We start from the raw sequence: 20,762 nt of genomic DNA, 5'->3' as shown, positions 1-20,762 counted from the left end.
AAACAAAATGCATGAAGAGAATGGTTGTTTTCCTGATGGTGTTTTCCCTCACGCGGGTGGCTGTACTTGCGCAGGCCACAGACGAAAAATCGCCGCAGGAGATCGCCCGCGGATATACCCGACAAGGAGATTATAGTAATGCTATTTTGGTGCTGAATAATGCCCTTCAAAAGGACCCGCAAAATCTCGAATTATCAAAAGACCTCTCTTTCAACTATTATCTGAACCGGGATTATGCCAAGGGGCTCAATGTCGCCAAGCCCCTCATCGACCGGCCGGATGCCGATGTACAGACCTACCAGATCGTCGCGTTGTTGTACAAGGGCATCGATGAATTGAAAGAGTGCGATAAGCTTTACAAGGCCGGGCTAAAGCGATTCCCGAAGAGCGGTCCGCTCCATAGCGAATATGGCGAAATGCTCTGGTCGAAGAATGACTTTGGATGCATCAAAGAATGGGAAAAAGGGATCGAGGACGACCCCAACTATTCTTCCAACTATTATTATGCGGCCAAGTATTATTATTTCGCAAACGACCGGGTGTGGACCCTTATCTATGGCGAAATGTTCATCAACCTGGAAAGCTATACGAAGCGGACAGCAGAAATAAAGGAGGTATTGCTGGAAAGTTATAAGAAACTATTTGCCGAGAGTAATATGCAAAATAACCAGGATGTGAAGAATCCTTTTGTCCGCGCCTGGCTGAACGTTGTGACTCCCCTGAACTTCATTGTCAAGGACGGGATCACGGCGGAATCGCTCACCGTGCTGCGTACCAAATTCATTATTAACTGGTTCAATACCTATCCCACCAATTATCCCTTCCGGCTCTTCGAATATCAGCGCCAATTGCTAAAAGAAGGGATGTTCGATGCGTATAATGAGTGGATCTTTGGGGCTGCGGGTAATTTGCCGGCATTCCAGACCTGGAGCAATGCGCATGGTGACGATTACAAACGGTTTATCGATTTTCAGCACGGAAGGGTATTTAAGGTGCCTGAGGGGCAATATTACCAGGTGACGGCGAAGTAGGGCCCTGGTGCCGGGTGGTTGGCCGTTCGTGCTTTTTTCGCTAATTTGTCCTCAAACAGTTAGTTATGACCGAACCCACTCGATTGTTTGATTGTCTTACCCTGAATTTGGAAAGAGACCCCTTACCGGATATGCTGGCAGGAAAGGAGGGAGGGGTCTACAGGACCTATAGCACAAAGGAAGTTGCCGACACTATTGAAAAATTGAGCACCGGTCTTCTCCGCCTGGGGGTTTTCAGCGCAGACCGGACGCCGGAAGGGATAGAAAAGGTCGCCATCATTTGTAAAAATCGGCCGGAATGGATCATGCTTGACATGGCCGTGCAGCGTACCGGCGCCGTACTCGCGCCCATTTACCCGACCATATCGGTGACAGAACTGGAGTTTATCCTGCAGGAAGCCCAGGTGAGGTTTGTCTTTGTCAACGACCACGAATTATATCTTAAAGTAATGAGTGTCCGCGACCGGGTGCCAAGCCTGCGGGAGATATTTGCTATCGAACCTGTCGACGGTGCGCGCAGCTGGAAGGAGCTGCTGGTTTCGCCTACGGCGGAAGAGGCGGCGCGGCTGAAGCAGATAGAGGATTCCATCGACGAGAAGGACCTTGCGACTGTCATCTATACTTCCGGGACTACAGGCACGCCAAAAGGTGTGATGCTTTCGCATCGAAACATCGTCAGCAATGTCCATTCCTGTATCCCCTGTCTGCCCCAGGGCAAGATCAGGGCGCTCAGCTTTCTGCCGCTGAACCATATCTACGAGCGGATGCTCACCTACGTATATCTCTTCAACAACAGCTCGATCTATTATGCCGAGAGTATGGACACCATCGGGGACAACCTGAAGGAGGTGAAGCCGCAGATGTTTGTCACCGTTCCCCGGCTGTTGGAGAAGGTCTACGACCGGATCATGCACAAAGGGGCTGAGCTCACCGGTATAAAGAAAAAACTATTCTTCTGGGCGCATGGCCTTGCCACCCGTTATGAGATCAATAAATCGATGGGGGCTTGGTATAATTTCCAGCTTTCTCTGGCCAATAAGCTCATCTTTAGTAAATGGCGGGAGGCGCTGGGAAATAATATCCAGTGCATCGCCAGCGGGGGTGCGGCCTGCCAGGTGCGGCTGATCCGCATTTTCACTGCTGCGCGGGTTGCTATCCTCGAAGGATACGGGCTTACGGAGACCTCACCAGTGATCAGTGTCAACAGGTTGCAGGTGGAAGAGCGGCGCTTTGGCACCGTTGGCCCGGTGATACCCGGTATCGAGGTGAAGATCGCCGAGGACGGCGAGATTCTTTGCAAGGGTCCCAATGTGATGATGGGCTACTACAAACGACCCGACCTCACCGCCGAAGCCATAACGGATGGCTGGTTCCATACGGGGGATATCGGGGAGTTTGTAGACAATAAATACCTGAAGATCACCGATCGGAAGAAAGAGATGTTCAAGACCAGCGGCGGAAAGTATGTAGCGCCCCTGGCTATCGAGAGCAAACTCAAGGAATCCCGTTTTGTAGAGCAGATCATGGTTGTTGGACCAGAGAGGAAGTTTGTTGGCGCCCTTATCGTGCCGGCGTTTCAAAATCTGGAGGAATGGAGCCGGCAAAACGGCATTACGGTGACCAATCACGAACAGTTGATCAGGGAGCCTAAAGTTCTGGCCATGTACAGGGATGTGGTGGAGCATTACAATGTCAACTTCGGCCATGTCGAACAGATAAAACGTTTTGAGCTGTTGCCGGCGGAATGGACTGTAGAGACGGGTGAAATGACCCCCAAGCTGAGCTTACGGCGGAAGGTGGTGACGGAAAAATTCCATTCGGCCATCGAAAAGATATACCACGAATGAGAACAGCACTACTACTGACAGGATTGGTCCTCGCGACAGGATTGGTCCTTGCGGCAGGGACAGCGACGGCACAGCGGGCTATCAGCAGCGAAGAGGCATTGGCGACTGCACATCGGATCGAAGCCGCAACCAACAGCGGTGATGGGAGTGTGCTCGATCATTTTTTCGATATCGACAGTCTTATACAAAACATCCGGAGAAAAAGCGTGGCCCTGAAGGACCCTGTTTTCCTGAAAGGTTTTTCTGAATCCTTTAACAAGGGGTTTATCAATTTTGGCGACCGTATTGTGATGGCGATTAATCTGGGGAATTACCGGCTTTTAAAAGAGTTTGAAAGAAAGGGCGTCCGTCATCTGCTTTTCCGGATGTACGGCACCGGTGGGTTGAATTATCATGACTATACGCTTGTCCGGTCGAAGGATTCGATAAAGGCTTCCGATGTCTATGTGTACCAGGTCGACGAGTCGTTGAGCAACACCCTCGCTAACCTGGCGGACATGATGAACCAGAGCCTGGAGAATGTTCCGGAGGATGTCAGCATCATTATGAAGCTGACCGAGGAGAACACTAAGAAGAACTACAGCGCGGTGAAGGAGCAGTACGAGCACCTGACCGAGAAATACAAGAATACCAAATCCATCCAGCTGATCTATATCACAGCCTGTCATCATCTCGATCTTTCGCTTTATGAGACCGCGCTCGAGCATTTTTCTACCAGCTTCCCGGATGCCACGAGCTGCTACATAATGATGATCGACCTTTACTATCTGCGGAAGGAATACGACAAGGGTTTTGTGGCCCTTGACAAGTTGGATAAGCTGCTGGGGGGTGATGCCGTCCTCGATCATATCAGGGGTAATTTCTACAAGGAGCAGGGCAAGAAGGCAGAAAGTCTCGCCTGTTATGAAAAGGTGTATCATTTCGAGCCTACACTTGCGGCCAACAACCGCTCCCTGATAACAGCGTATGAGGATGGAGGGGATAAAGCAAAAGCCTACGCCCTTGTAACGGACATGAAAAAGACCGCTGCTTTCCACGAAAGTGACTACAGCGATCTTTTTTCAAAGTACCCCGACCTTAAATAGTATCGCCTCTTTCCCCCGGCCGGAATTTCAATAATTGTATGTGTCCGTTGCCAACGATGAGGAAGAGGATCAGCAACAGGAGTGTGAGTATAGCAACGGCCATCTCGGAAAAAGGCCGGTAGAGGGAATTATTCATGAAAAATATGGCCCCGATGAGGATGGGTATCTGCAGTATACAGGCGAAGCGGGTCAGCACGCCCAGGATGAGCAGGATACCGCCAAGAATGTGAGCAAAAGCGATGTAGTTGCCCATCATCATCGAGGTGAAAGAGCCAAAGGACATTTTGTTGGTGATAAGATCGAGCATGGTGCCCATGTTCATCAGGAAGTCAACACCTTTGTAGCAAAGGAAGACCCCGAAGAGGATGCGAATTATATCGAGCCATTGGGGATGGTGGGTATTGCCCCAGTGTTCTACACGTTGTACCAGATTCATATAGCATCGTTTTAGATGAGAAATAAAAAGAGCTACCTATAAGGTACGATTTTTTTGTGTGATGATCAAGGGGGTGCTTTGCGATTGGCCTATTTCGACATTTTCCTGATCAGTGACCCCAGGATGCGCAGGGCTTCTTCTACTTCGGCGTCCCAGGGACGGGCATAGCTGAGCCGCAGGCAATTGCCGAATTGCCCCTTTGCGGAGAAAACCTGGCCTGGCGCCACGGAGACGTTGTGTTTCAATGCTTCCCGATAGAGCCGGTAGGCATTCAATTGCCGGTCGAGCTGGACCCAAAGGACAAAACCGCCTTGGGGCCGGGATACTTTCGTATCCGGCGGGAAGTATTGCAGGATGCCTTGCTGATAGCGCAGGCATTGGGTATGCAGGGCCTTCCGCAATTTCTTCAAATGGTATTCATAGCGGCCGATGCTGAGGAAATGGGCGATAGCCTCCTGGGTCAGCGTGGTGCCCGACACGGTATGCATCATCTTCAGCTGTATCACCCGTTTGGTAAACCGGCCGGGGATTATCCAGCCGATGCGATAGCCCGGGGCCAGGGACTTGGACAGGGAGCTGCAATACAAGACCCATCCTTCGGTATCGAAGGATTTGCAGGTACGGGGACGGTGGCGGCCGAAATACATTTCGCCATAGATATCGTCCTCGATGAGGGGGATCTGGTGGCGGGTGATCAGTTGAACCAGCGCTTTCTTTTTTTCATCGGGCATACAGGACCCCATCGGGTTGCTGAAGGTGGGGACGAACACGCAGGCTTTTATGGGAAATTTCTGTAGCAAGGTTTCCAGCTGTTGGGGATCGATACCCGTCAGCGGATCGACGGCGATCTCCAGCGCCTTTAGTCCGAGGCTTTCTATCACCTGATAGATGCCGAAATACGTGGGATTTTCGATCGCCACCGTGTCGCCGGGCTGGGTGGTGGCTTTGAGGCACATCACTAACGCTTCCATACAACCGGCGGTGACGACGACATCTTCCGCCGCATATTTCCCACCCCAGTGAAAGGCAAGAAGAGCGAGTTGGCGGCGCAGTCCGGGGTTGCCCTGGCTGTGTTCATACTGGAGACCATGGTTGCGGGAGGCCCTCAAGGCGTGCACCAGCGACTTATTCAGTTTGGCGGCCGGCAGCAGGCTGATTGGTGGTGCGGCGACGGAAAAGTTGACAAAGTCTTCCCGGGAGGTGCGTTGGAAAACATTGGTGATCATCTCCGCGACGCTGACCTCGGTAGCGACCGGTTCGGGTTCCACCGCTTTATGTGGCAGGCCCGGAAGGCGGCGCAGGTTGAAGCGCACATAGTAACCCGACTTGGGCCGGGATTCTATCAGTCCTTTGCCTTCCAGGTGATAATAAGCTTGAAAGGCCGTGCCCATGCTGATGCCGTATTCTTCGCTCAGCATCCTGACAGAGGGCAGCTTGTCACCAATTTTTAGGGTCTCATCTCCTATCATCTTTTCGAGGCCTTCGGCTACCTGGAGATAGATTGGGTCGTCGCCGGGTTTTTTCTTTTTCATTGCGAATCTGATCTAGTCAAAATTAATAATTCTGCATCTGTTTTTTTACTTTTTTTCTTGCGAATTTTAGGGAATAATTGAACAGTTATGGATACGATGATGACACCTTACATTCCGGTGAGCCGGGCATACCGGAGCCGGCTTTCCGAAGTAGATTGGGATAACCTCCAGCCGGGCGCCGTAGCCACGGACCATATGCTGATTTGTGATTATGCCGGCGGGCGCTGGAAGGATGCGGAGATCGTTCCGTTCGGGCCTTTCTCGTTGTCGCCAACCTCCCTTGTCTTTCATTATGGCCAGACCATTTTCGAGGGGATGAAGGCTTTCCGGACAGAAGACGACCGGGTCCATATCTTCCGTCCGGGGAAGCATTATCAACGGCTGGTGAAGACGGCGCAGCGGCTTTGTATGCCGGTGGTGGCGCCGGAGATATTTCGCGAAGGACTGCGACGGCTGGTGGAGCTGGAAAAGGACTGGGTGCCCGCACAGCCGGGTGGCGCCTTATACCTGCGGCCATTCCAGATAGCAACGGACACCCGGCTTAGCGTGCGGGTTTCGGACAGCTATCGGTTTGCCATTGTCTGCGCGCCCTGGGGAGCTTATTTCCCGGGACCGGTGAAGGTGAAGGTAGAGCGTGAGTTTACCAGGGCGGCAAAAGGCGGTACGGGCTTCGCCAAATGCGGCGGCAACTATGGAGGAGCGTTATATCCAACAGAGCAGGCCATGGCCGAAGGTTATGACCAGGTGTTGTGGACAGACGGTATACATCATAAGTATGTTGAAGAGTCGGGGATGATGAATGTCTTTTTTGTCTTCGGCGACAAACTTGTTACCCCGCCGTTGACGGATACCATCCTGGATGGGGTGACGCGGGATTGTCTGCTGACCCTTGCCGCCGATGCGGGTATATCCGTGGAAGTGCGGCCGGTGAGCGTAGAAGAGCTGCAACATGGGTTGGAGACAGGTGTGGTCAAGGAGGCTTTTGGAGCCGGAACGGCCGCTGTGGTGTCGCCGATAGGAACGATCGGCATCGATGGAAAGGACTATTATCTGCCGGTTGAGGACGGGGAAGGCCATGGTCTGAGCCAGCTGTTGAAGAACGCTTTGGATGATATTCGTTATGGCCGCCGGCCCGATGTTCATGGCTGGAATTATTTTGTGGACACAGCTATTTAATGGCTACCTTGAAGGTGTAAACCAACCTTCGGGTAGACTATGGAAAAAAAATTAGCCGGCCAGATCGCCATCGTTACGGGGGCATCTTCGGGCATCGGGGCCGGAGTTTCGAAATCGCTGGCAGCAGCAGGCGCCACCGTCGTCGTCAATCACCCGGTGGACGCCACCGCGCAGGCAGCGGAGGAAGTATTGGCAGAGATAACAGCAGCGGGCGGCGCCGGCATCACCTACCGGTGCGATGTCAGCAAAGAAGCCGAAGTACAAAAAATGTTCGCGGATGTGGTCGCGAAATACGGGACGGTGGATATCCTGCTGAACAATGCGGGGCTGCAACGCGATTCGCCCTTCCAGGACATGACGCTTGACCAATGGAATTTTGTCATCGGCGTCAACCTTACGGGGCAATTCCTTTGCGCCCGTGAAGCCATCCGGGAATTTCTGAGAAGGGGTATCGTTCCCGAGCGGTCGCGTGCTGCCGGGAAGATCATCTGTATGAGCAGCGTGCATGAGGTGATCCCCTGGGGAGGTCATGCGAACTATGCCGCCAGCAAGGGCGGGATCATGCAATTAATGAAGAGTATCGCGCAGGAATTTGCGCCATACAAGATAAGAGTCAACAGCATCGGGCCAGGCGCCATCAAGACGCCGATAAACCACCAGGCCTGGGATACACCTGCCGCTGAAAAAAAACTACTCGAACTAATTCCTTACAATCGTGTTGGTGTTGTGGAAGATATCGGAGCCGCCGCCGTCTGGCTGGCGAGCGATGATTCCGACTATATCACCGGCACCACTTTATTTGTGGATGGAGGAATGACATTATATCCTGGTTTTAGTACAAATGGTTAATTACTCATGGAGAAAGAACGTTTAAAAACTCCCGACTGGAAGAAATGGGGCCCTTACCTTTCCGATCGGCAATGGGGGACAGTTCGCGAAGACTATAGTCCCGATGGGCAGGCATGGACGTATACCACGCATGAAATGGCCTACAGCAAGGCCTGGCGCTGGGGCGAGGAAGGCATCGGGGGCTTTGCCGACAAACGGCAGCATCTTTGTTTTGCCCTCAGCTTTTGGAATAAGAAAGACCCGATATTGAAAGAGCGGCTTTTCGGGCTCAACAACTATGAGGGCAACCATGGAGAGGATGTGAAGGAGCTGTATTATTACCTCGACTCCTCCCCTACCCACTCCTACATGAAGATGTTGTACAAATATCCGCATGCCGCCTTTCCCTACGAGCAGCTGAGAGCGGAGAACAAGAAGCGCGGCAGGCTGGAGCCGGAGTTCGAGCTGCTGGATACGGGTATTTTTGACAAGGATGAGTACTTCGACATCTTTATCGAATATGCCAAGTCGGACATGGAGGACATCTTTGTACGGATAACGGCGTACAACCGGGGGCCGCATGCCGCCCCGTTGCATATCATTCCTACGGCCTGGTTTCGTAATACGTGGAGCTGGGGTACCGATGAATATAAGCCGCTGATGATGTCGTCGAATGAAGGTCATATCATTATTCAGCACCGGGACCTTGGCGGGGATTGGGGATTATATGGGGATGAGACGGATATGCATCTTTATTGTGACAACGAAACCAATGTCCGCCGGTTTTATGGTATTGAAAAGCCGGGCTATTATAAGGACGGCGTTCAGGAATTTATCGTGAATGGCAATGCCCAGGCCATCAATTACCAGCAGGGGACCAAGGTGGCCTTGAACTACGAGCGGATGGTCCCCGGCGGCGGCTCCACGACCGTCCGGCTTCGGCTGTCGCGGACGTGTACCGGTTCGCCTTTCAGGGACTATGACCAGGTGTTCGAGGACAGGATCAGGGAGACGGACGAATTCTATGACGAACTGCAAAAGGATATCACGGACGCGGATCAGCGGCTGGTGCAGCGGCAGGGTTTTGCCGGAATGCTCTGGAACAAGCAGCTCTATATCTACAACGTCGAGGACTGGTTGAAAGGCGACCCGGGGCAGCCAGCTCCGCCCCCGCAACGGCTGAAGGGCAGAAACCATGAATGGTTTCACCTGAAGAACAGCAACATCATCTCCATGCCCGACAAATGGGAGTACCCCTGGTATGCCGCATGGGATCTCGCCTTTCACTGTATCATTTTTGCCCTCATCGATGTGGATTTTGCCAAGCATCAGCTACTCTTGTTGACACATGACTGGTATATGCACCCCAACGGGCAGTTGCCGGCCTATGAATGGGTATTCAGTGATGCCAACCCGCCGGTGCATGCATGGGCGGCCTACCGGGTATATGAGATCGAAAAGGCAATGAACGGCGGGAAGGGTGATCATGCCTTCCTGGAGACCGTTTTTCATAAACTGCTGCTGAATTTCACCTGGTGGGTCAACCGGAAAGATGCCGAGGGCAATAATATCTTCGAAGGCGGTTTCCTGGGCATGGATAATATCGGGGTCTTCGACCGCAACACCCAGCTCCCCGATGGCGGTCGGCTCGAACAGGCGGATGGCACCAGCTGGATGGCCATGTATTCGCTGAACCTCATGCGCATAGCCCTGGAGCTTTCGATTACGAACCCGGTGTACCAGGATATGGCCAATAAGTTCTTCGAGCACTTTTTGCATATTGCCGCGGCCATGGCCAATATGGGCACCGGCACGGACGGGCTTTGGGACAACGAAGATGAATTTTTTTACGACACGGTGCGCATGCCCGGGGATTACAGCGTCCGGATGAGGATGCGGTCGATGGTAGGACTGATCCCCTTGTTTGCCGTCGAGGTCATCGACGACGAGTGCCTGCAAGCGCTGCCGGAGTTCGCCAAGCGGCTGAAGTGGCTGCTTGACAACCGGCCCGATCTTGCCGCGCTGGTTTCCCGCTGGCATGAGATGGGGTCGGATCAAAAGCACCTGTTGTCGTTGTTGCGGGGACACCGGGTGAAACGTATCCTCTACCGGATGCTGGACGAAACCGAATTCCTGAGCGATCATGGGATCCGATCGCTATCCAAAGTATATGAGCAGCATCCTTTCCAGTTTCAGGTGGACGGGCAGCTGTTGTCCGTAAAATATACGCCGGGCGAGTCCCCGGTTCCTTTATTTGGCGGCAATTCCAACTGGCGGGGGCCGATCTGGATGCCGATGAATTTCCTCATCATCGAGGCGTTGCAGCGGTTCCATCATTATTATGGGGACGATTTCAAGATCGAATACCCGACTCATTCCGGTAAGCTGCGGACGCTGAGTGAGATCGGCGACGAGCTGTCGATGCGATTGGCAAAGCTTTTCCTGCGGGACGAGAAGGGTCGGCGGGCGGTGTTTGGCAATAATGACAAAATGCAGCATGACCCGCATTTCAGGGATTATGTGTTGTTCTTCGAATATTTCGATGGGGATAGCGGGAAGGGGCTTGGCGCTTCGCACCAGACGGGGTGGACGGGGTTAGTGAGTAAGTTAATATTCCTACAGAAGTGGTCCGCGCTGATCAAGGCGCACAAGACCCAGGGCCAATAAGTTGCCGAGGGCGCGGCTCGTGGCGGTAAGGTTGGCGGCGGTATGTTTTATTGCTTCGGCCGGAGGTACGAGGCGCCGGCTGATGGACAGGAGAACATCGAAGTAGTCATCCAGTCTGGTGGTGTTTTGCGGGAGCTTGCCTGCCAGGCCGATGACGGGGATGCCTGCATGCTTTGCGTGGAGGGCTACGCCGAAGGGCGCCTTACCCCGGAGGGTCTGTTCGTCGATGCTGCCTTCGCCGGTGATGACGAGGTCGCTGTGCTGCAATGCATCATCGAAGCCGGTGAGTTGCAGAAAATATTCGATCCCGTTGACAAGGCTGGCGTTGAGCACGCCATATAAGCCGGCGGCGGCGCCACCGGCAGTACCACCCGATGGAATGGTGGTAATATCTTTCCCTGTTGTTTTATAGATGTTGTCGGCCAGTCGCTGCAGATTGGCTTCGAGCTGTTGGACGGCATGTGGTGAAGCGCCCTTCTGAGGACCGAAGACGGCAGCAGCGCCGCGCGGGCCAAGCAGGGGATTATCTACGTCACAAAGGATGGTGAGTTCTGTGGCGGCGAGACGTGGATCAAGGCCGGAGGTGTCTATGGCTTCATCCGTAAAGCGGACACCCAATGCCGTCAGGATACCTGCTCCGCCGTCGACGGTTGCGGAACCGCCCATGCCGATGATAATATGCCGGGCATTTTGATCCAGGGCCGCCCGGATGAGATCGCCCGTGCCGGTGGATAACGCACGTAGCGGATCGAGTTCGGTCTTCTTTAGCAGGCGGATGCCGGAGGCGTTTGCCATTTCGATGATGGCGGTTTCGCTCGCTGGGATGAAGCCGAAGGTGGCTTGTCGCTCCCTGCCAAATGGATCGCGGACCGGTGCTTCGAGGACGACGCCACCGAGCTTTTTTATAAGCAGGTCGCCTGTGCCGTCGCCACCATCGCCGACAGGAAAGCATTCACCGGTGAAGTGGAGGCGGCTTTGCTGTAGTCCCAACAGGATGGCTGTAGCCGCGCCATCCGCCGGGAGGCTATTCTTAAAAGCGTTGGGGGCGATGAGGATGTTCATGCCGGTGGCGGAAGATTTACAGGACGTTTATAGGATTACCCGATCTCCAGGCGGTGAAATTGGCCAGCGTAGCCGTCATCAGTCGCGTCCGGGCCTCTTTTGTCGCCCAGGAGATATGTGGGGTGATGATACAGTTCTTTGCTTTGAAAAGCGGGTTATCAGCAGGTGGCGGTTCTACAGACAGCACGTCCAGGCCTGCGCCTGCGATGCGACCGGTGTTTAGGGCGTCGGCCAGATCGTGCTCTACGATGATGGGTCCCCGGGAGGTATTCAGCAAGAAGGCTGACGGTTTCATCATGGCCAGGGTCTCTTTATTGATGAGTCCCTGTGTCTCGGGAAAGAGCGGGGCATGGATGCTAACCACATCAGATTGCGCGAGCAGCTCGGGGATGGTCGCCCAGGAAAAATTGGGGCGATGGGACTGGTCGGTTTGTGTACGGCTGTTGCCAAGAATGGTCATGCCGAAAGCCGTTGCGATGTCTGCCACCTTACTGCCGATGTGGCCCATGCCGATGATGCCCATGGTCTTGCTGGCCAATTCGACCAAAGGATACTCCCAAAAGCTGAAATCGGGCGAGCGGGACCATTTGCCTTCCATCACCGCATCGCTGTGCCGCTGGACGCGAAGCGTCAGCTCCAACAAGAGGGCAAAGGTCATCTGCACTACCGAGGCAGTGCCATAACCCGGCACATTGGTCACTATGATGCCTTGCCGTTTTGCGGCAGCAAGGTCGACCATATTATACCCGGTGGCGGTGACCCCGATATATTTTAATGCGGGGAGTTGCGCCAGCGTAGCCGCAGAAAACGGGGTTTTGTTGGTGAGCACCGCTTCGGCGCCTGCACAACGTTCGACGATGGCAGTGGTTTCGTAAGGGGTACGGTCATGGACGGTGAGATCGCCGTATTGGCGCCAGGGATCCCAGGATAGGTCTCCAGGGTTGAGCGTGTAGCCGTCGATAGCGATTATCTTCATGAGTGTGTATAGATTGGGATCATCCACTTGAACAGATAGGCCTGCGCCAGAACGATGCAGCAGATGATGCACAACAAAATAAAACTGTGGCGGACGGTGAACCGGAAGAGATCGGATTCTTTTCCGACCAATTGCCCTGCGGCCGCCGCCACGGCAATCGATTGAGGCGAGATCATTTTGCCGATGACACCGCCCGAAGCGTTAGCGCCCACGGTGACGAGCGGGTCGACGCCGATGGATGTCGCCGTAGACGCCTGCAATTTACCAAAAAGCGCATTGGAAGAAGTATCCGATCCGGTGATAAAGACGCCCAGCCAGCCGAGCAGGGGTGAAAAAAATGGAAAGAGGATACCGGTGCCCGCCAGTACGCCGGCAATGGTTTGAGTAATGCCTGAGTCGTTCATCAGGTAGGCAAAGGCCAGCACCACTGCGATGGTGAGGATGGGAAAACGCAGTTGCCGGAGTGTGGCGGCGAAGACCTGTGCCCCTTGTTTTAGTGTCATTCCGGAAAGGGGCAGGGCGAAGAGGGCTGCGAGGAGGACAGCTGTGCCGGCCGCCGACCCATAATTGAGCACAAAGATGTGGGGCCGCAGGCTGCCATTGTGTTCACGGATAACATTGTGCAAACCCGGGATGGCAAATTGAAGGGTACCCCTGGCCGTGAGCCAGTTCTTTACCGGCGGCAGTCCCCAAATGATGATCATGATAGTGAGCAGGATGAAGGGGGTCATCGCCCATAATAATCGGTTATAAGGAAGCGACCCCGTCTCCTGTACCGCCGCCGGTTCTTCGGGAAAATGCCAGATGGTGCGAGGCCGCCACCATCGTAGCAGGACCAGCAAGCTGATGATGGAGCCGATGCCAGCCAGCACATCGGGGAGAGCCGGCCCCAGGTAGTTGGCCGTAAGAAATTGAATGATGGCAAAAGAGAGGCCAGAGACCAATGCTGCCGGCGCTACCTCGCGGGCCTGCCGGAAGCCCGCCATCAGCGTCACCAGGTAGAACGGCAGGAGGGCGGACAGGAAGGGAAGGGTACGACCGATGATAGCGGAAAGGGCCTGTTCGGGGAGCCCGGTCACCTGGTGGGCGACGGTGATGGGGATGCCGATGGAACCAAAGGCCACGGGGGCGGTGTTGGCGATGAGACAGAGACCAGCGGCGTAGAGGGGATTAAAGCCCAATCCGGTGAGCATGGCTGCCGTAATTGCCACAGGGGCGCCAAAGCCTGCTGTACCTTCCAGGAAGGAGCCAAAGGAAAAGGCGATGAGCAGGGCCTGTATCCTTCTGTCGGGGGTGATGGAGGCCATGAATTGGCGGATGATGCCGAATTGCCCGCTATGGACGGCGCAATTGAACAGGAAGACGGCGGGGAGGATGATCCAGCAAATGGGAAATAGCCCGTAGAGGGCTCCGTTGCCTATCGAAAGCAGGGCCAGGCCCACCGGCATCCGATAGACGAGGATGGCGATGATGAGGGCTGCGACAATAGCGAGCAGGCTGGCCTGGTAGCCCTTCATTTTGCGGAGGACGAGGGCCCAGAAGATGACCAGGACAGGGATGACAGCAACGCCTGCGGATGCCAGCAGGTTGTGAAATGGATCTATAACCTGATTCCATACCATCCTTGAATATCGTGAAAAAAATGCTTAGTTGAAGATCTTTATCGCGGGAAGCTCGATAGTAAAGTTAGTGCCACTGGCCTCGTCGGAAGTGACATGGATGGTCCCTTTGTGCAGGGCGATGATGCGTTCGGCCATGGCCAGGCCCAGACCAAAGCCACGGGTTGCGGCTGTTGCGGCTCCGCGGTAGAAAGGCTGAAAGATCTGGGTCAACTCTTCGGCGGGGATAACGGCGCCCTGGTTGAGAACCCGGACGAAGATCTTGTGATGGGCGAAGCTGAGGTCTACTTCCGACCGTTTGTCGGGCGAATACTTGCAGCCGTTCTCTACCACATTCTTTACTGCGATGTAAAGCAGCTCGCTGTTGCCAAAGACCACGAAATCTTTTTCATCTTCCGGGAATTCACCAAAATCGAGCTCTACGCTATAGTCGGCGCTCCCTTTCTTTACTTCCCCCACCACTTTCATGAGCACTTCATCGACACGCACCTCGTTGAGCTCGATACCGCCCTGGGAGCCGGTTTTGGCGATCTCCAGCAGGCTTTTTGTCAGTAGCCGCATCTGTTGAACATCCTCCCGGACAGAGGACAGCACCTGTTTGTATTCATCGGCGGAGCGGTCTTTTTGGAGGATCACCTCCACCTGGCTGGAGACGGAGGTCAGCGGGGTGGACAGTTCGTGTGAAGCATTGGAGATGAAGCGGCGCTGGATGGCAAAGGCTTCCTGTAGCCTGCTCAGGAGATCGTTGAAGGTATTACCCAATTGGCTCATCTCGTCCTGGCCGGTGCCGGCGCGGACCCGCTGCGAGAGGTCGAAGGAAGATATCTCCTTTACTTCCCGGATGATCTGGGTGATGGGGCGGAGTAATTGCCGGGCAAAGAGGAAACTGACGATGGCTGTAAGGCATACCGCGAGGATAAGGCTGATGAGCAGGATCTTGTTCAGCGTCTCCACTCTTTCGATGCCGTCGTCATCATGGCCTGCTACGACGACGATGAAATCCCTTTTCCCGGCATTCCGGTGGATGGCCACCGCCTCGCGGTTGTCCATGGTAAAGTAAGTCTCTCCGTTGACTCTTGCTTCTTCGAGCAGCTGAGGGGTGATCCTGAGGGGGGCGGTGCCGGGCATTTCGAACTTATACAGCACTTTTCCCTGGTCGGTGTACATGCCGATGCTGCGGCTCACCGAGGCCCCGATGAGGGAGACGGAATCGATGCGGCGTAAAAGGCTGAGCCCGCTGTCCCCCGCGATGGAGTAGAGATTGGTATTGTAGGTTGCCCGGGCTTTCAGGCGCTTCTCGAACACCTCTTTGCGTTCGAACCGGATAAAATAGTACACCGAGGCCGTCAGCAGGGAGATGATCGCCGTGACCAGCAGCGTAAAAAGCAACATTATTTTGTAGCGGATCTTCACGAGGGGCTTTGGCTTATGGGGTTTCTTTCAACACATAGCCCATTCCTACCTGCGTATAAATGAGCTTGGAAGAAAAGTCTTTTTCTATTTTTTTCCGGAGGAAGTTGACATACACGTCGATGACATTTGTTTTGGTGTCGAAATCGATGTCCCAAACATTGAGAGCGATGTCGATACGGGAGACGACCTTGTTTTTGTTACGGATAAAATATTCGAGGAGCTGGAATTCTTTTGCCGTCAGGGGAATATTCCTGCCTTCGCGGGAAACCTCCTTACTATCGAGGTTCATGATCAGATCGCCCACTTTGAGGATGTTACCGCCCGTGGCGGGCTGGTGGTGGAGGCGTTTCAGGAGGGCCCGGATGCGCACCAGCAGCTCCAGGAAGTCGAAGGGTTTTACGATATAGTCGTCGGCTCCGGCTTCGAAGCCCTCGATCTTGTCTTCCGTTGTATTCATGGCGGTGAGCATGATGACGAGGATGTCCTCGTTGAAGCTGCGGATATGGCGGGCCAATTCATAGCCGTTCATGAGGGGAAGGTTGATATCGAGGATGGCGAGATCGTAGGTATTGGTATCGAAAAGTTTCCTGCCGCTGACGCCGTCGTAGGCTACATCGACCTCATAATGCTGTTCAGTAAGCCCCTTGCGGAGGGACTCTGCTATCTTTTTTTCGTCCTCAACCAATAAGATCTTTGTTTCCGCCATAATACGTTTTCTGTTGTCTGCTAGAGCGCTAATTTATCTTTTTCCTGTGGTTCCTATCCCTCTGAACGATTAAAAAGAAATTAAACCGATTTAGCAAAATAAACGTCCCAACATCTTGCAATATGTCGGAAAAAAGTGTAAATTTTGTGAACTCTTCCCTATTTACCCTTCCGTAGAATTCCCGATTGCTGTTATTTTGAATGTATCCTAGCGAAAGCAATTTTAAAATCTATAAAAAAGGGGGTTGCTATGAAAGTTCGCGAGTCGCCGTATATCAACCGGCGGAAGAAAACGATCGAGTTCTACGTTCATCATCTCAACGCAACATCCGCAGCCCACATTGCCCTAGCCGGTTCCTTCAATCATTGGGCGCCTGATGAGTTACAGATGCATCCGGCCAAAGATGGTTCCTGGCAAGTTTCGATTCCTATGCTTCCGAAGGGCAAGTACTATTACAAGTTCTGTATTGACGACAAGATGTGGATGGAAGACATTGAAAACCGGTTACGTGAGCCAGATGGCGCGACGGGGTGGAACAGCGTACTAACTGTTTGAAATAAAAAGCGGTCCTCACGGACCGCTTTTTATTTAGGCATTGTTGTATATTTTATAGATCGGTTCGCGAAGCGCTTTTGATTCATCGCTGCAGATGAATTCCAGCAGGGTGGCGATGTCGGCGGGGTCTACCCAGGCGGAGAAGTCCGCGTTCGGCATGTCCTTCCGGTTCAACGGGGTGTCGATGGTGGAAGGGGCCACGACGGAAGCCACCACATTCTTACCTTTTGCGGTAGCATTCAGCAATTCAGCCAGGCGGAAAAGAAGTGATTTTGTCAGGGCATAGGCCAATGCCCCTTTTCCCTGTTCGGGATGAAGCGCGGTGCGCGCGCCCATGAAAACGAGGCGGCCCTTTCCTTGCTCCAGCATGTGCTGAAAGAGGGGGCGGGCGAAAAAATAGGCGGTCTCGAAGTTGAGGGAGTACATTTTTCGCAGGGCTTCGCCATCGGCAGCCTTTATATCGCCCATGGCAAAGCCGCCCACCAGCAGCAAGGCCCCATCGATGGTGTCGTACAATTCAATGATCTCTTCGACAAACGTGCTCACTGCCGCCTCGTTGGTCGCATCGACGGTTTTGTGTTCGAAATTTTTGTGACCGGCGGCAAAGCCAAGATGCGTACCCGACTCGTCGACGGCAATTACCTTATGGCCTTTTTCGAGGAATGTCTTTACGGTGACCGAGCCAAGTCCGCCGTTGGCGCCGGTGATAAGAATGGTCTTTGGCATATGAAAGATTTATAAAGGCAAAGGTCCGGCTATTTTGCCAAAAGCGCTTCCAACATTTTATCCGCTACCAATTGATTGCCGTTATCATTGAGATGCACTCTGTCATGCGTGAGAACGCTGGAATCCTTATTGCCGGGATTATTCCTCAACTCATATGTATGAAAGGTCTCACGGAGATCGACAAGACCGCAATGAAATTTCTGCGCAAGATTGCGTATCACCTGGGAGTAGGCATTGAGGTCGCCATCCTGCTGGTTGGTGAAATCCGTCTTTTCGCCAATGACGGCGGGCGTGCAAAGGATGACGCGAATATGCCTGTCCAATAATTTATTTATGATCGCCGTATAGAATTTCTCGAATTTGTCGATGTCGGTGCCTGTGCCAAACATGGCCTTGTGCCAGACATCGTTGACGCCGATGTAGATGAAAACGACATCCGGATTCTGAGCCAGCACATCGTCATCCATACGCAGATAGAGATCGGTAACCTTATTGCCGCCGATGCCGGCGCCGATGAGTTCGTAGTCGTTGGCAAGACCTTTTTGGACCAGCGCATCTTTCATTCGCGTGATGTAGCCTCCGGGTCTTGCGCCCTGAGCCGTGATGGAGTCGCCGAAGAAGATGACCCTTTGCGGTCTGCGGGTAAATGCCATAATGGTCGTGGCCGTGAAAAGGATCATGATGATTGCCGTACGGGGGAGCAGTCGCATTGTTTTTGTTTTTTCTAAGGCCAAACCTACGGGATTTTTTCAAGAGTTCTTATAACCTCGAGACAGGCACGACTGTTGTGATAGGGACATTTCCAGAAGCCGGCCTTTTCATGTCCCGGCATGGGAGTATGATCGGCCCTTACGCCCCAATACCATTCCTTTCCATTGGACTCGCGGATATAGTGTTTGACGAAGGACCACACTGTTTTAGATTTTTCCCACCAGCGGGATTCGCCGCTGATGGTCCAGGCGCGCAGAAAGCCGACCATTGCTTCGGCCTGTGGCCACCAGTGTTTCTCGCGGACAAGTCCATCTTCTTCTTTTTCGTGCCAGAGTCCGCCGTCTTCTTCGTCCAGTCCTTCAAGGGTTACATCCGCCAATTTCAGGCATAATCCAGCTGTGATGCGGATCCATTCTTCGTCTTCGATGACAAGTGCGGCCTCATGCAGCAGCCAGGCGGCTTCGATGTCATGCCCGTAAGAGATGAGCTGCGACATCGGCTGCCAGTCCGCGCTAAAGAACAGGCCGAGGTGACCGGTAGCCGGATCGAGGATGTGGTTGGTAAATACTGCGAGCAACTGACGGATCTTCCCGCGAAGGCCAGTATCCGGCCATACGGCGTAGAGGGTAGTATACGCCTCCAGCACATGCAGGTGGGTGTTCGTAGTCTTTTGCTCATTGGCGTCCTTTTCGCTGAGGCGAAGGTCTTCAAGGGGTTGCCAGTCGCGGCTAAAGGCTTCGAAGTAGCCGTTGTATACCTGGTCGAAACTACGCTCTTCGATAGTCTGGTAGAGCCGGATGGCCTCGCCCAGGACGGCCTGGTCGCCGGTGGCGCGGTAGTATTCGCTGAGGCCATAAAGGGCAAAGGCCTGGCCATAGATCTGTTTGCGGGTGTTGAGTGGCCGGCCGGCGGCGTCGAGGCTCCAGAAGGCGCCACCTGACTCCCGGTCGAGGAAATGCGCAATGAGATAATCATAGGCACGGGTAGCGACGGGGCGATAGATCCACTGGCCGGTATAGCGCCAGGCGGCGCTGAATGACCAGAGGATGCGGCTGTTGAGCACAAGTCCTTTCGGCGCTTCGGGATGGGGTCTGTCGTCTTCGTCTATGCGCCCGATGAACCCGCCCTGCTTTTCGTCGGGTGTATTCAGCATCCAATACTGCAGGATAGACTGCAATTCCCTGCTCATCTCTTCCTGGTAGGTGATGCTGTTCATAGAAAAGCCTTATTCTTATCGATGATATGCTGGAGGGTATCGACAGAGCCGGCGGATGTCCCTTTATCTTCGGGTGTATTGACGACGTAGTCCAGCAACTGTTCGATGGTGGTGGTGGCTACGTGCATCCGCGTATCCGAAGATGCATAATAGATGAAGACCCGGCCATCCTCGTCGGCAATCCAGCCGTTGCAGAAGAGAACATTGGAGACGTCTCCGACCCTCTCCTCCCCTCTTGGGGCAAGCAGGTAGCCGCCGGGTTTATAGAGAACGCGGGTAAGGTCGTGCAGGTCGGTCATGAACAGATAGAGGGTATAACGGAGGCCGGCAGCGGTGTTGCGAACGCCATGGGCGAGATGAAGCCACCCGAGACGGGTCTTTATCGGCTGGGGGCCAAGGCCATTCTTTGATTCATTGATCGTATGATAACGGCGGGCATCGATGATGATTTCTTTTTCGACGACGGCATGGGTAATGGAATCGGCGAGTCCGAAGCCTACCCCGCCGCCGGTGCCGGCATCGATAAAACTATCCTGGGGCCGGGTATAGAAAGCATATTTTCCGGTGACAAATTCCGGGTGGAGGACAACGTTGCGTTGCTGGGGGCTCGTGGTTTCGAGATCGGCCAGCCGTTGCCAGGTCACCAGGTCGAGGGTACGGGCGATGCCGCATTGGGCCACAGCCGCCGACTGGTCGGACACCGGCGCTTCGGGGTCTCGCTTTTCGGTGCAGAACAGTCCATAGATGAATCCGTCCTCATGGCGGGTAAGCCGGATGTCATAAATATTTGTCTCGGGGTTGTCTGTGCCGGGCATGTGAACCGGGGAATCCCAGAACCGGAAGTTGTCGATGCCGTTGGGGCTGTCGGCGATGGCGAAAAAAGATTTCCTGTCCCGGCCTTCGACCCTGACCATGATGGCATATCGGTTGTTCCATTTGATGGCGCCGGCGTTGAATACCCCATTGACGCCAAACCGCTCCATGAGGAAGGGGTTGGCTTCTTCGTCGAGATCGTAACGCCAGAAAAGCGGAATATGGGCAGCCGTGAGAATCGGGTGCTTATACCTAAGGAAGATGCCATTACCCGGCAATTGCGGTTCGTTAGCCCGCAGAGTTAGTTCGGTATAGAGTTCTTTCAACTGGGCAAGCCTTTCGTTAAACAAAGTCTTCATCATG

At 53.9% G+C, this 20,762-nt stretch carries 18 protein-coding genes; 7 read left to right on the top strand and 11 right to left on the bottom strand.

Annotated features, from left to right (window positions below; genetic code table 11):
- The first annotated feature begins 11 nt into the window (after positions 1-11).
- The 3 genes from IEY39_RS20840 (at position 12) to IEY39_RS20830 (ending at position 3,963) form a co-directional block, all read left to right on the top strand.
- A complete protein-coding gene (locus IEY39_RS20840) occupies positions 12-1,031 on the top strand; it encodes a tetratricopeptide repeat protein (RefSeq protein ID WP_188935228.1) in 1,020 nt (339 codons plus the stop codon).
- Between the two features lie 65 nt (positions 1,032-1,096).
- Positions 1,097-2,878, top strand: coding sequence for an AMP-dependent synthetase/ligase (locus IEY39_RS20835; protein ID WP_188935226.1), 1,782 nt, complete (start codon positions 1,097-1,099; stop codon positions 2,876-2,878).
- On the top strand, positions 2,875-3,963 hold the full coding sequence (locus IEY39_RS20830; protein WP_188935224.1) for a tetratricopeptide repeat protein: 1,089 nt from the start codon (positions 2,875-2,877) through the stop codon (positions 3,961-3,963). Before IEY39_RS20835 ends, IEY39_RS20830 begins: the two co-directional genes overlap by 4 nt.
- Here IEY39_RS20830 and IEY39_RS20825 read toward each other — a convergent pair.
- Together IEY39_RS20825 and IEY39_RS20820 are read right to left on the bottom strand one after the other, a co-directional pair.
- Positions 3,956-4,399 carry a DoxX family membrane protein gene (locus IEY39_RS20825; RefSeq protein ID WP_188935222.1) on the bottom strand — a complete coding sequence of 148 codons (444 nt, stop codon included), beginning with the start codon at positions 4,397-4,399 and terminating at the stop codon, positions 3,956-3,958. The two genes, IEY39_RS20830 and IEY39_RS20825, sit on opposite strands and share 8 nt — an antisense overlap.
- An 89-nt stretch (positions 4,400-4,488) precedes the next feature.
- Complete coding sequence (locus IEY39_RS20820) at positions 4,489-5,931, bottom strand: aminotransferase-like domain-containing protein (RefSeq protein ID WP_188935220.1); 1,443 nt, start codon at positions 5,929-5,931, stop codon at positions 4,489-4,491.
- A gap of 87 nt (positions 5,932-6,018) precedes the next feature.
- On the opposite strand from IEY39_RS20820, the gene IEY39_RS20815 reads away from it, so the two are divergent.
- From IEY39_RS20815 to IEY39_RS20805, 3 genes are read left to right on the top strand one after another with little or no spacing between them, the layout of a single operon-like run.
- Positions 6,019-7,107, top strand: a complete 1,089-nt coding sequence (locus IEY39_RS20815) for a branched-chain amino acid aminotransferase (protein ID WP_229689010.1) — start codon at positions 6,019-6,021, stop codon at positions 7,105-7,107.
- A gap of 39 nt (positions 7,108-7,146) precedes the next feature.
- Entirely contained in the window at positions 7,147-7,956 is an 810-nt protein-coding gene (locus IEY39_RS20810; RefSeq protein ID WP_188935218.1) for an SDR family oxidoreductase, read from the top strand.
- Positions 7,957-7,962: 6 nt separating this feature from the next.
- A complete protein-coding gene (locus IEY39_RS20805) occupies positions 7,963-10,602 on the top strand; it encodes an MGH1-like glycoside hydrolase domain-containing protein (protein ID WP_188935216.1) in 2,640 nt (879 codons plus the stop codon).
- Here the strand turns inward: IEY39_RS20805 and IEY39_RS20800 are convergent.
- Genes IEY39_RS20800 through IEY39_RS20780 form a run of 5 tightly spaced genes read right to left on the bottom strand, consistent with a single transcriptional unit; the run spans position 10,552 to position 16,378 of the window.
- Complete coding sequence (locus IEY39_RS20800; protein ID WP_188935215.1) at positions 10,552-11,664, bottom strand: glycerate kinase; 1,113 nt, start codon at positions 11,662-11,664, stop codon at positions 10,552-10,554. The genes IEY39_RS20805 and IEY39_RS20800 overlap by 51 nt on opposite strands.
- 16 nt (positions 11,665-11,680) lie before the next feature.
- The gene (locus tag IEY39_RS20795) at positions 11,681-12,640 is read right to left on the bottom strand and encodes a D-2-hydroxyacid dehydrogenase (RefSeq protein ID WP_188935213.1); all 960 of its coding nucleotides are present in this window, start codon (positions 12,638-12,640) and stop codon (positions 11,681-11,683) included.
- Positions 12,637-14,262: an L-lactate permease gene (locus IEY39_RS20790; RefSeq protein ID WP_188935211.1), complete on the bottom strand. Its 1,626-nt coding sequence runs from the start codon at positions 14,260-14,262 to the stop codon at positions 12,637-12,639. Before IEY39_RS20790 ends, IEY39_RS20795 begins: the two co-directional genes overlap by 4 nt.
- Before the next feature lie 24 nt (positions 14,263-14,286).
- Complete coding sequence (locus IEY39_RS20785; RefSeq protein WP_188935209.1) at positions 14,287-15,651, bottom strand: HAMP domain-containing sensor histidine kinase; 1,365 nt, start codon at positions 15,649-15,651, stop codon at positions 14,287-14,289.
- A gap of 34 nt (positions 15,652-15,685) precedes the next feature.
- Positions 15,686-16,378, bottom strand: a complete 693-nt coding sequence (locus tag IEY39_RS20780) for a response regulator transcription factor (RefSeq protein ID WP_188935207.1) — start codon at positions 16,376-16,378, stop codon at positions 15,686-15,688.
- Positions 16,379-16,627: 249 nt separating this feature from the next.
- Here IEY39_RS20780 and IEY39_RS20775 point away from each other — a divergent pair, with 249 nt between their 5' ends.
- Positions 16,628-16,933 carry an early set domain-containing protein gene (locus IEY39_RS20775; RefSeq protein WP_188935205.1) on the top strand — a complete coding sequence of 102 codons (306 nt, stop codon included), beginning with the start codon at positions 16,628-16,630 and terminating at the stop codon, positions 16,931-16,933.
- A gap of 33 nt (positions 16,934-16,966) precedes the next feature.
- On the opposite strand, the gene IEY39_RS20770 is transcribed toward IEY39_RS20775, so the two are convergent.
- Genes IEY39_RS20770 through IEY39_RS20755 form a run of 4 tightly spaced genes read right to left on the bottom strand, consistent with a single transcriptional unit; the run spans position 16,967 to position 20,761 of the window.
- On the bottom strand, positions 16,967-17,659 hold the full coding sequence (locus tag IEY39_RS20770; RefSeq protein WP_188935203.1) for an SDR family NAD(P)-dependent oxidoreductase: 693 nt from the start codon (positions 17,657-17,659) through the stop codon (positions 16,967-16,969).
- A 29-nt stretch (positions 17,660-17,688) separates the two neighbouring features.
- Positions 17,689-18,369: an SGNH/GDSL hydrolase family protein gene (locus IEY39_RS20765; RefSeq protein WP_188935198.1), complete on the bottom strand. Its 681-nt coding sequence runs from the start codon at positions 18,367-18,369 to the stop codon at positions 17,689-17,691.
- A 26-nt stretch (positions 18,370-18,395) separates the two neighbouring features.
- Positions 18,396-19,586, bottom strand: coding sequence for an AGE family epimerase/isomerase (locus IEY39_RS20760; protein ID WP_188935196.1), 1,191 nt, complete (start codon positions 19,584-19,586; stop codon positions 18,396-18,398).
- On the bottom strand, positions 19,583-20,761 hold the full coding sequence (locus IEY39_RS20755) for a glycoside hydrolase family 130 protein (RefSeq protein ID WP_308423245.1): 1,179 nt from the start codon (positions 20,759-20,761) through the stop codon (positions 19,583-19,585). The genes IEY39_RS20760 and IEY39_RS20755 overlap by 4 nt, the downstream gene beginning before the upstream one ends.
- Position 20,762 lies beyond the last annotated feature (1 nt).

Source organism: Puia dinghuensis (assembly GCF_014642875.1).
GTDB classification, from domain to species: domain Bacteria; phylum Bacteroidota; class Bacteroidia; order Chitinophagales; family Chitinophagaceae; genus Puia; species Puia dinghuensis.
This window is presented reverse-complemented; position numbering and strand designations above follow the sequence as displayed.

Bases quoted from the DNA above. Each gene is read 5' to 3' on its own strand.
- IEY39_RS20840 (WP_188935228.1), top strand. From the start codon at position 12: ATGAAGAGAATGGTTGTTTTCCTGATGGTGTTTTCCCTCACGCGGGTG.
- IEY39_RS20835 (WP_188935226.1), top strand. From the start codon at position 1,097: ATGACCGAACCCACTCGATTGTTTGATTGTCTTACCCTGAATTTGGAA.
- IEY39_RS20830 (WP_188935224.1), top strand. From the start codon at position 2,875: ATGAGAACAGCACTACTACTGACAGGATTGGTCCTCGCGACAGGATTG.
- IEY39_RS20825 (WP_188935222.1), bottom strand. From the start codon at position 4,399: ATGAATCTGGTACAACGTGTAGAACACTGGGGCAATACCCACCATCCC.
- IEY39_RS20820 (WP_188935220.1), bottom strand. From the start codon at position 5,931: ATGAAAAAGAAAAAACCCGGCGACGACCCAATCTATCTCCAGGTAGCC.
- IEY39_RS20815 (WP_229689010.1), top strand. From the start codon at position 6,019: ATGGATACGATGATGACACCTTACATTCCGGTGAGCCGGGCATACCGG.
- IEY39_RS20810 (WP_188935218.1), top strand. From the start codon at position 7,147: ATGGAAAAAAAATTAGCCGGCCAGATCGCCATCGTTACGGGGGCATCT.
- IEY39_RS20805 (WP_188935216.1), top strand. From the start codon at position 7,963: ATGGAGAAAGAACGTTTAAAAACTCCCGACTGGAAGAAATGGGGCCCT.
- IEY39_RS20800 (WP_188935215.1), bottom strand. From the start codon at position 11,664: ATGAACATCCTCATCGCCCCCAACGCTTTTAAGAATAGCCTCCCGGCG.
- IEY39_RS20795 (WP_188935213.1), bottom strand. From the start codon at position 12,640: ATGAAGATAATCGCTATCGACGGCTACACGCTCAACCCTGGAGACCTA.
- IEY39_RS20790 (WP_188935211.1), bottom strand. From the start codon at position 14,262: ATGGTATGGAATCAGGTTATAGATCCATTTCACAACCTGCTGGCATCC.
- IEY39_RS20785 (WP_188935209.1), bottom strand. From the start codon at position 15,651: ATGTTGCTTTTTACGCTGCTGGTCACGGCGATCATCTCCCTGCTGACG.
- IEY39_RS20780 (WP_188935207.1), bottom strand. From the start codon at position 16,378: ATGGCGGAAACAAAGATCTTATTGGTTGAGGACGAAAAAAAGATAGCA.
- IEY39_RS20775 (WP_188935205.1), top strand. From the start codon at position 16,628: ATGAAAGTTCGCGAGTCGCCGTATATCAACCGGCGGAAGAAAACGATC.
- IEY39_RS20770 (WP_188935203.1), bottom strand. From the start codon at position 17,659: ATGCCAAAGACCATTCTTATCACCGGCGCCAACGGCGGACTTGGCTCG.
- IEY39_RS20765 (WP_188935198.1), bottom strand. From the start codon at position 18,369: ATGCGACTGCTCCCCCGTACGGCAATCATCATGATCCTTTTCACGGCC.
- IEY39_RS20760 (WP_188935196.1), bottom strand. From the start codon at position 19,586: ATGAACAGCATCACCTACCAGGAAGAGATGAGCAGGGAATTGCAGTCT.
- IEY39_RS20755 (WP_308423245.1), bottom strand. From the start codon at position 20,761: ATGATGAAGACTTTGTTTAACGAAAGGCTTGCCCAGTTGAAAGAACTC.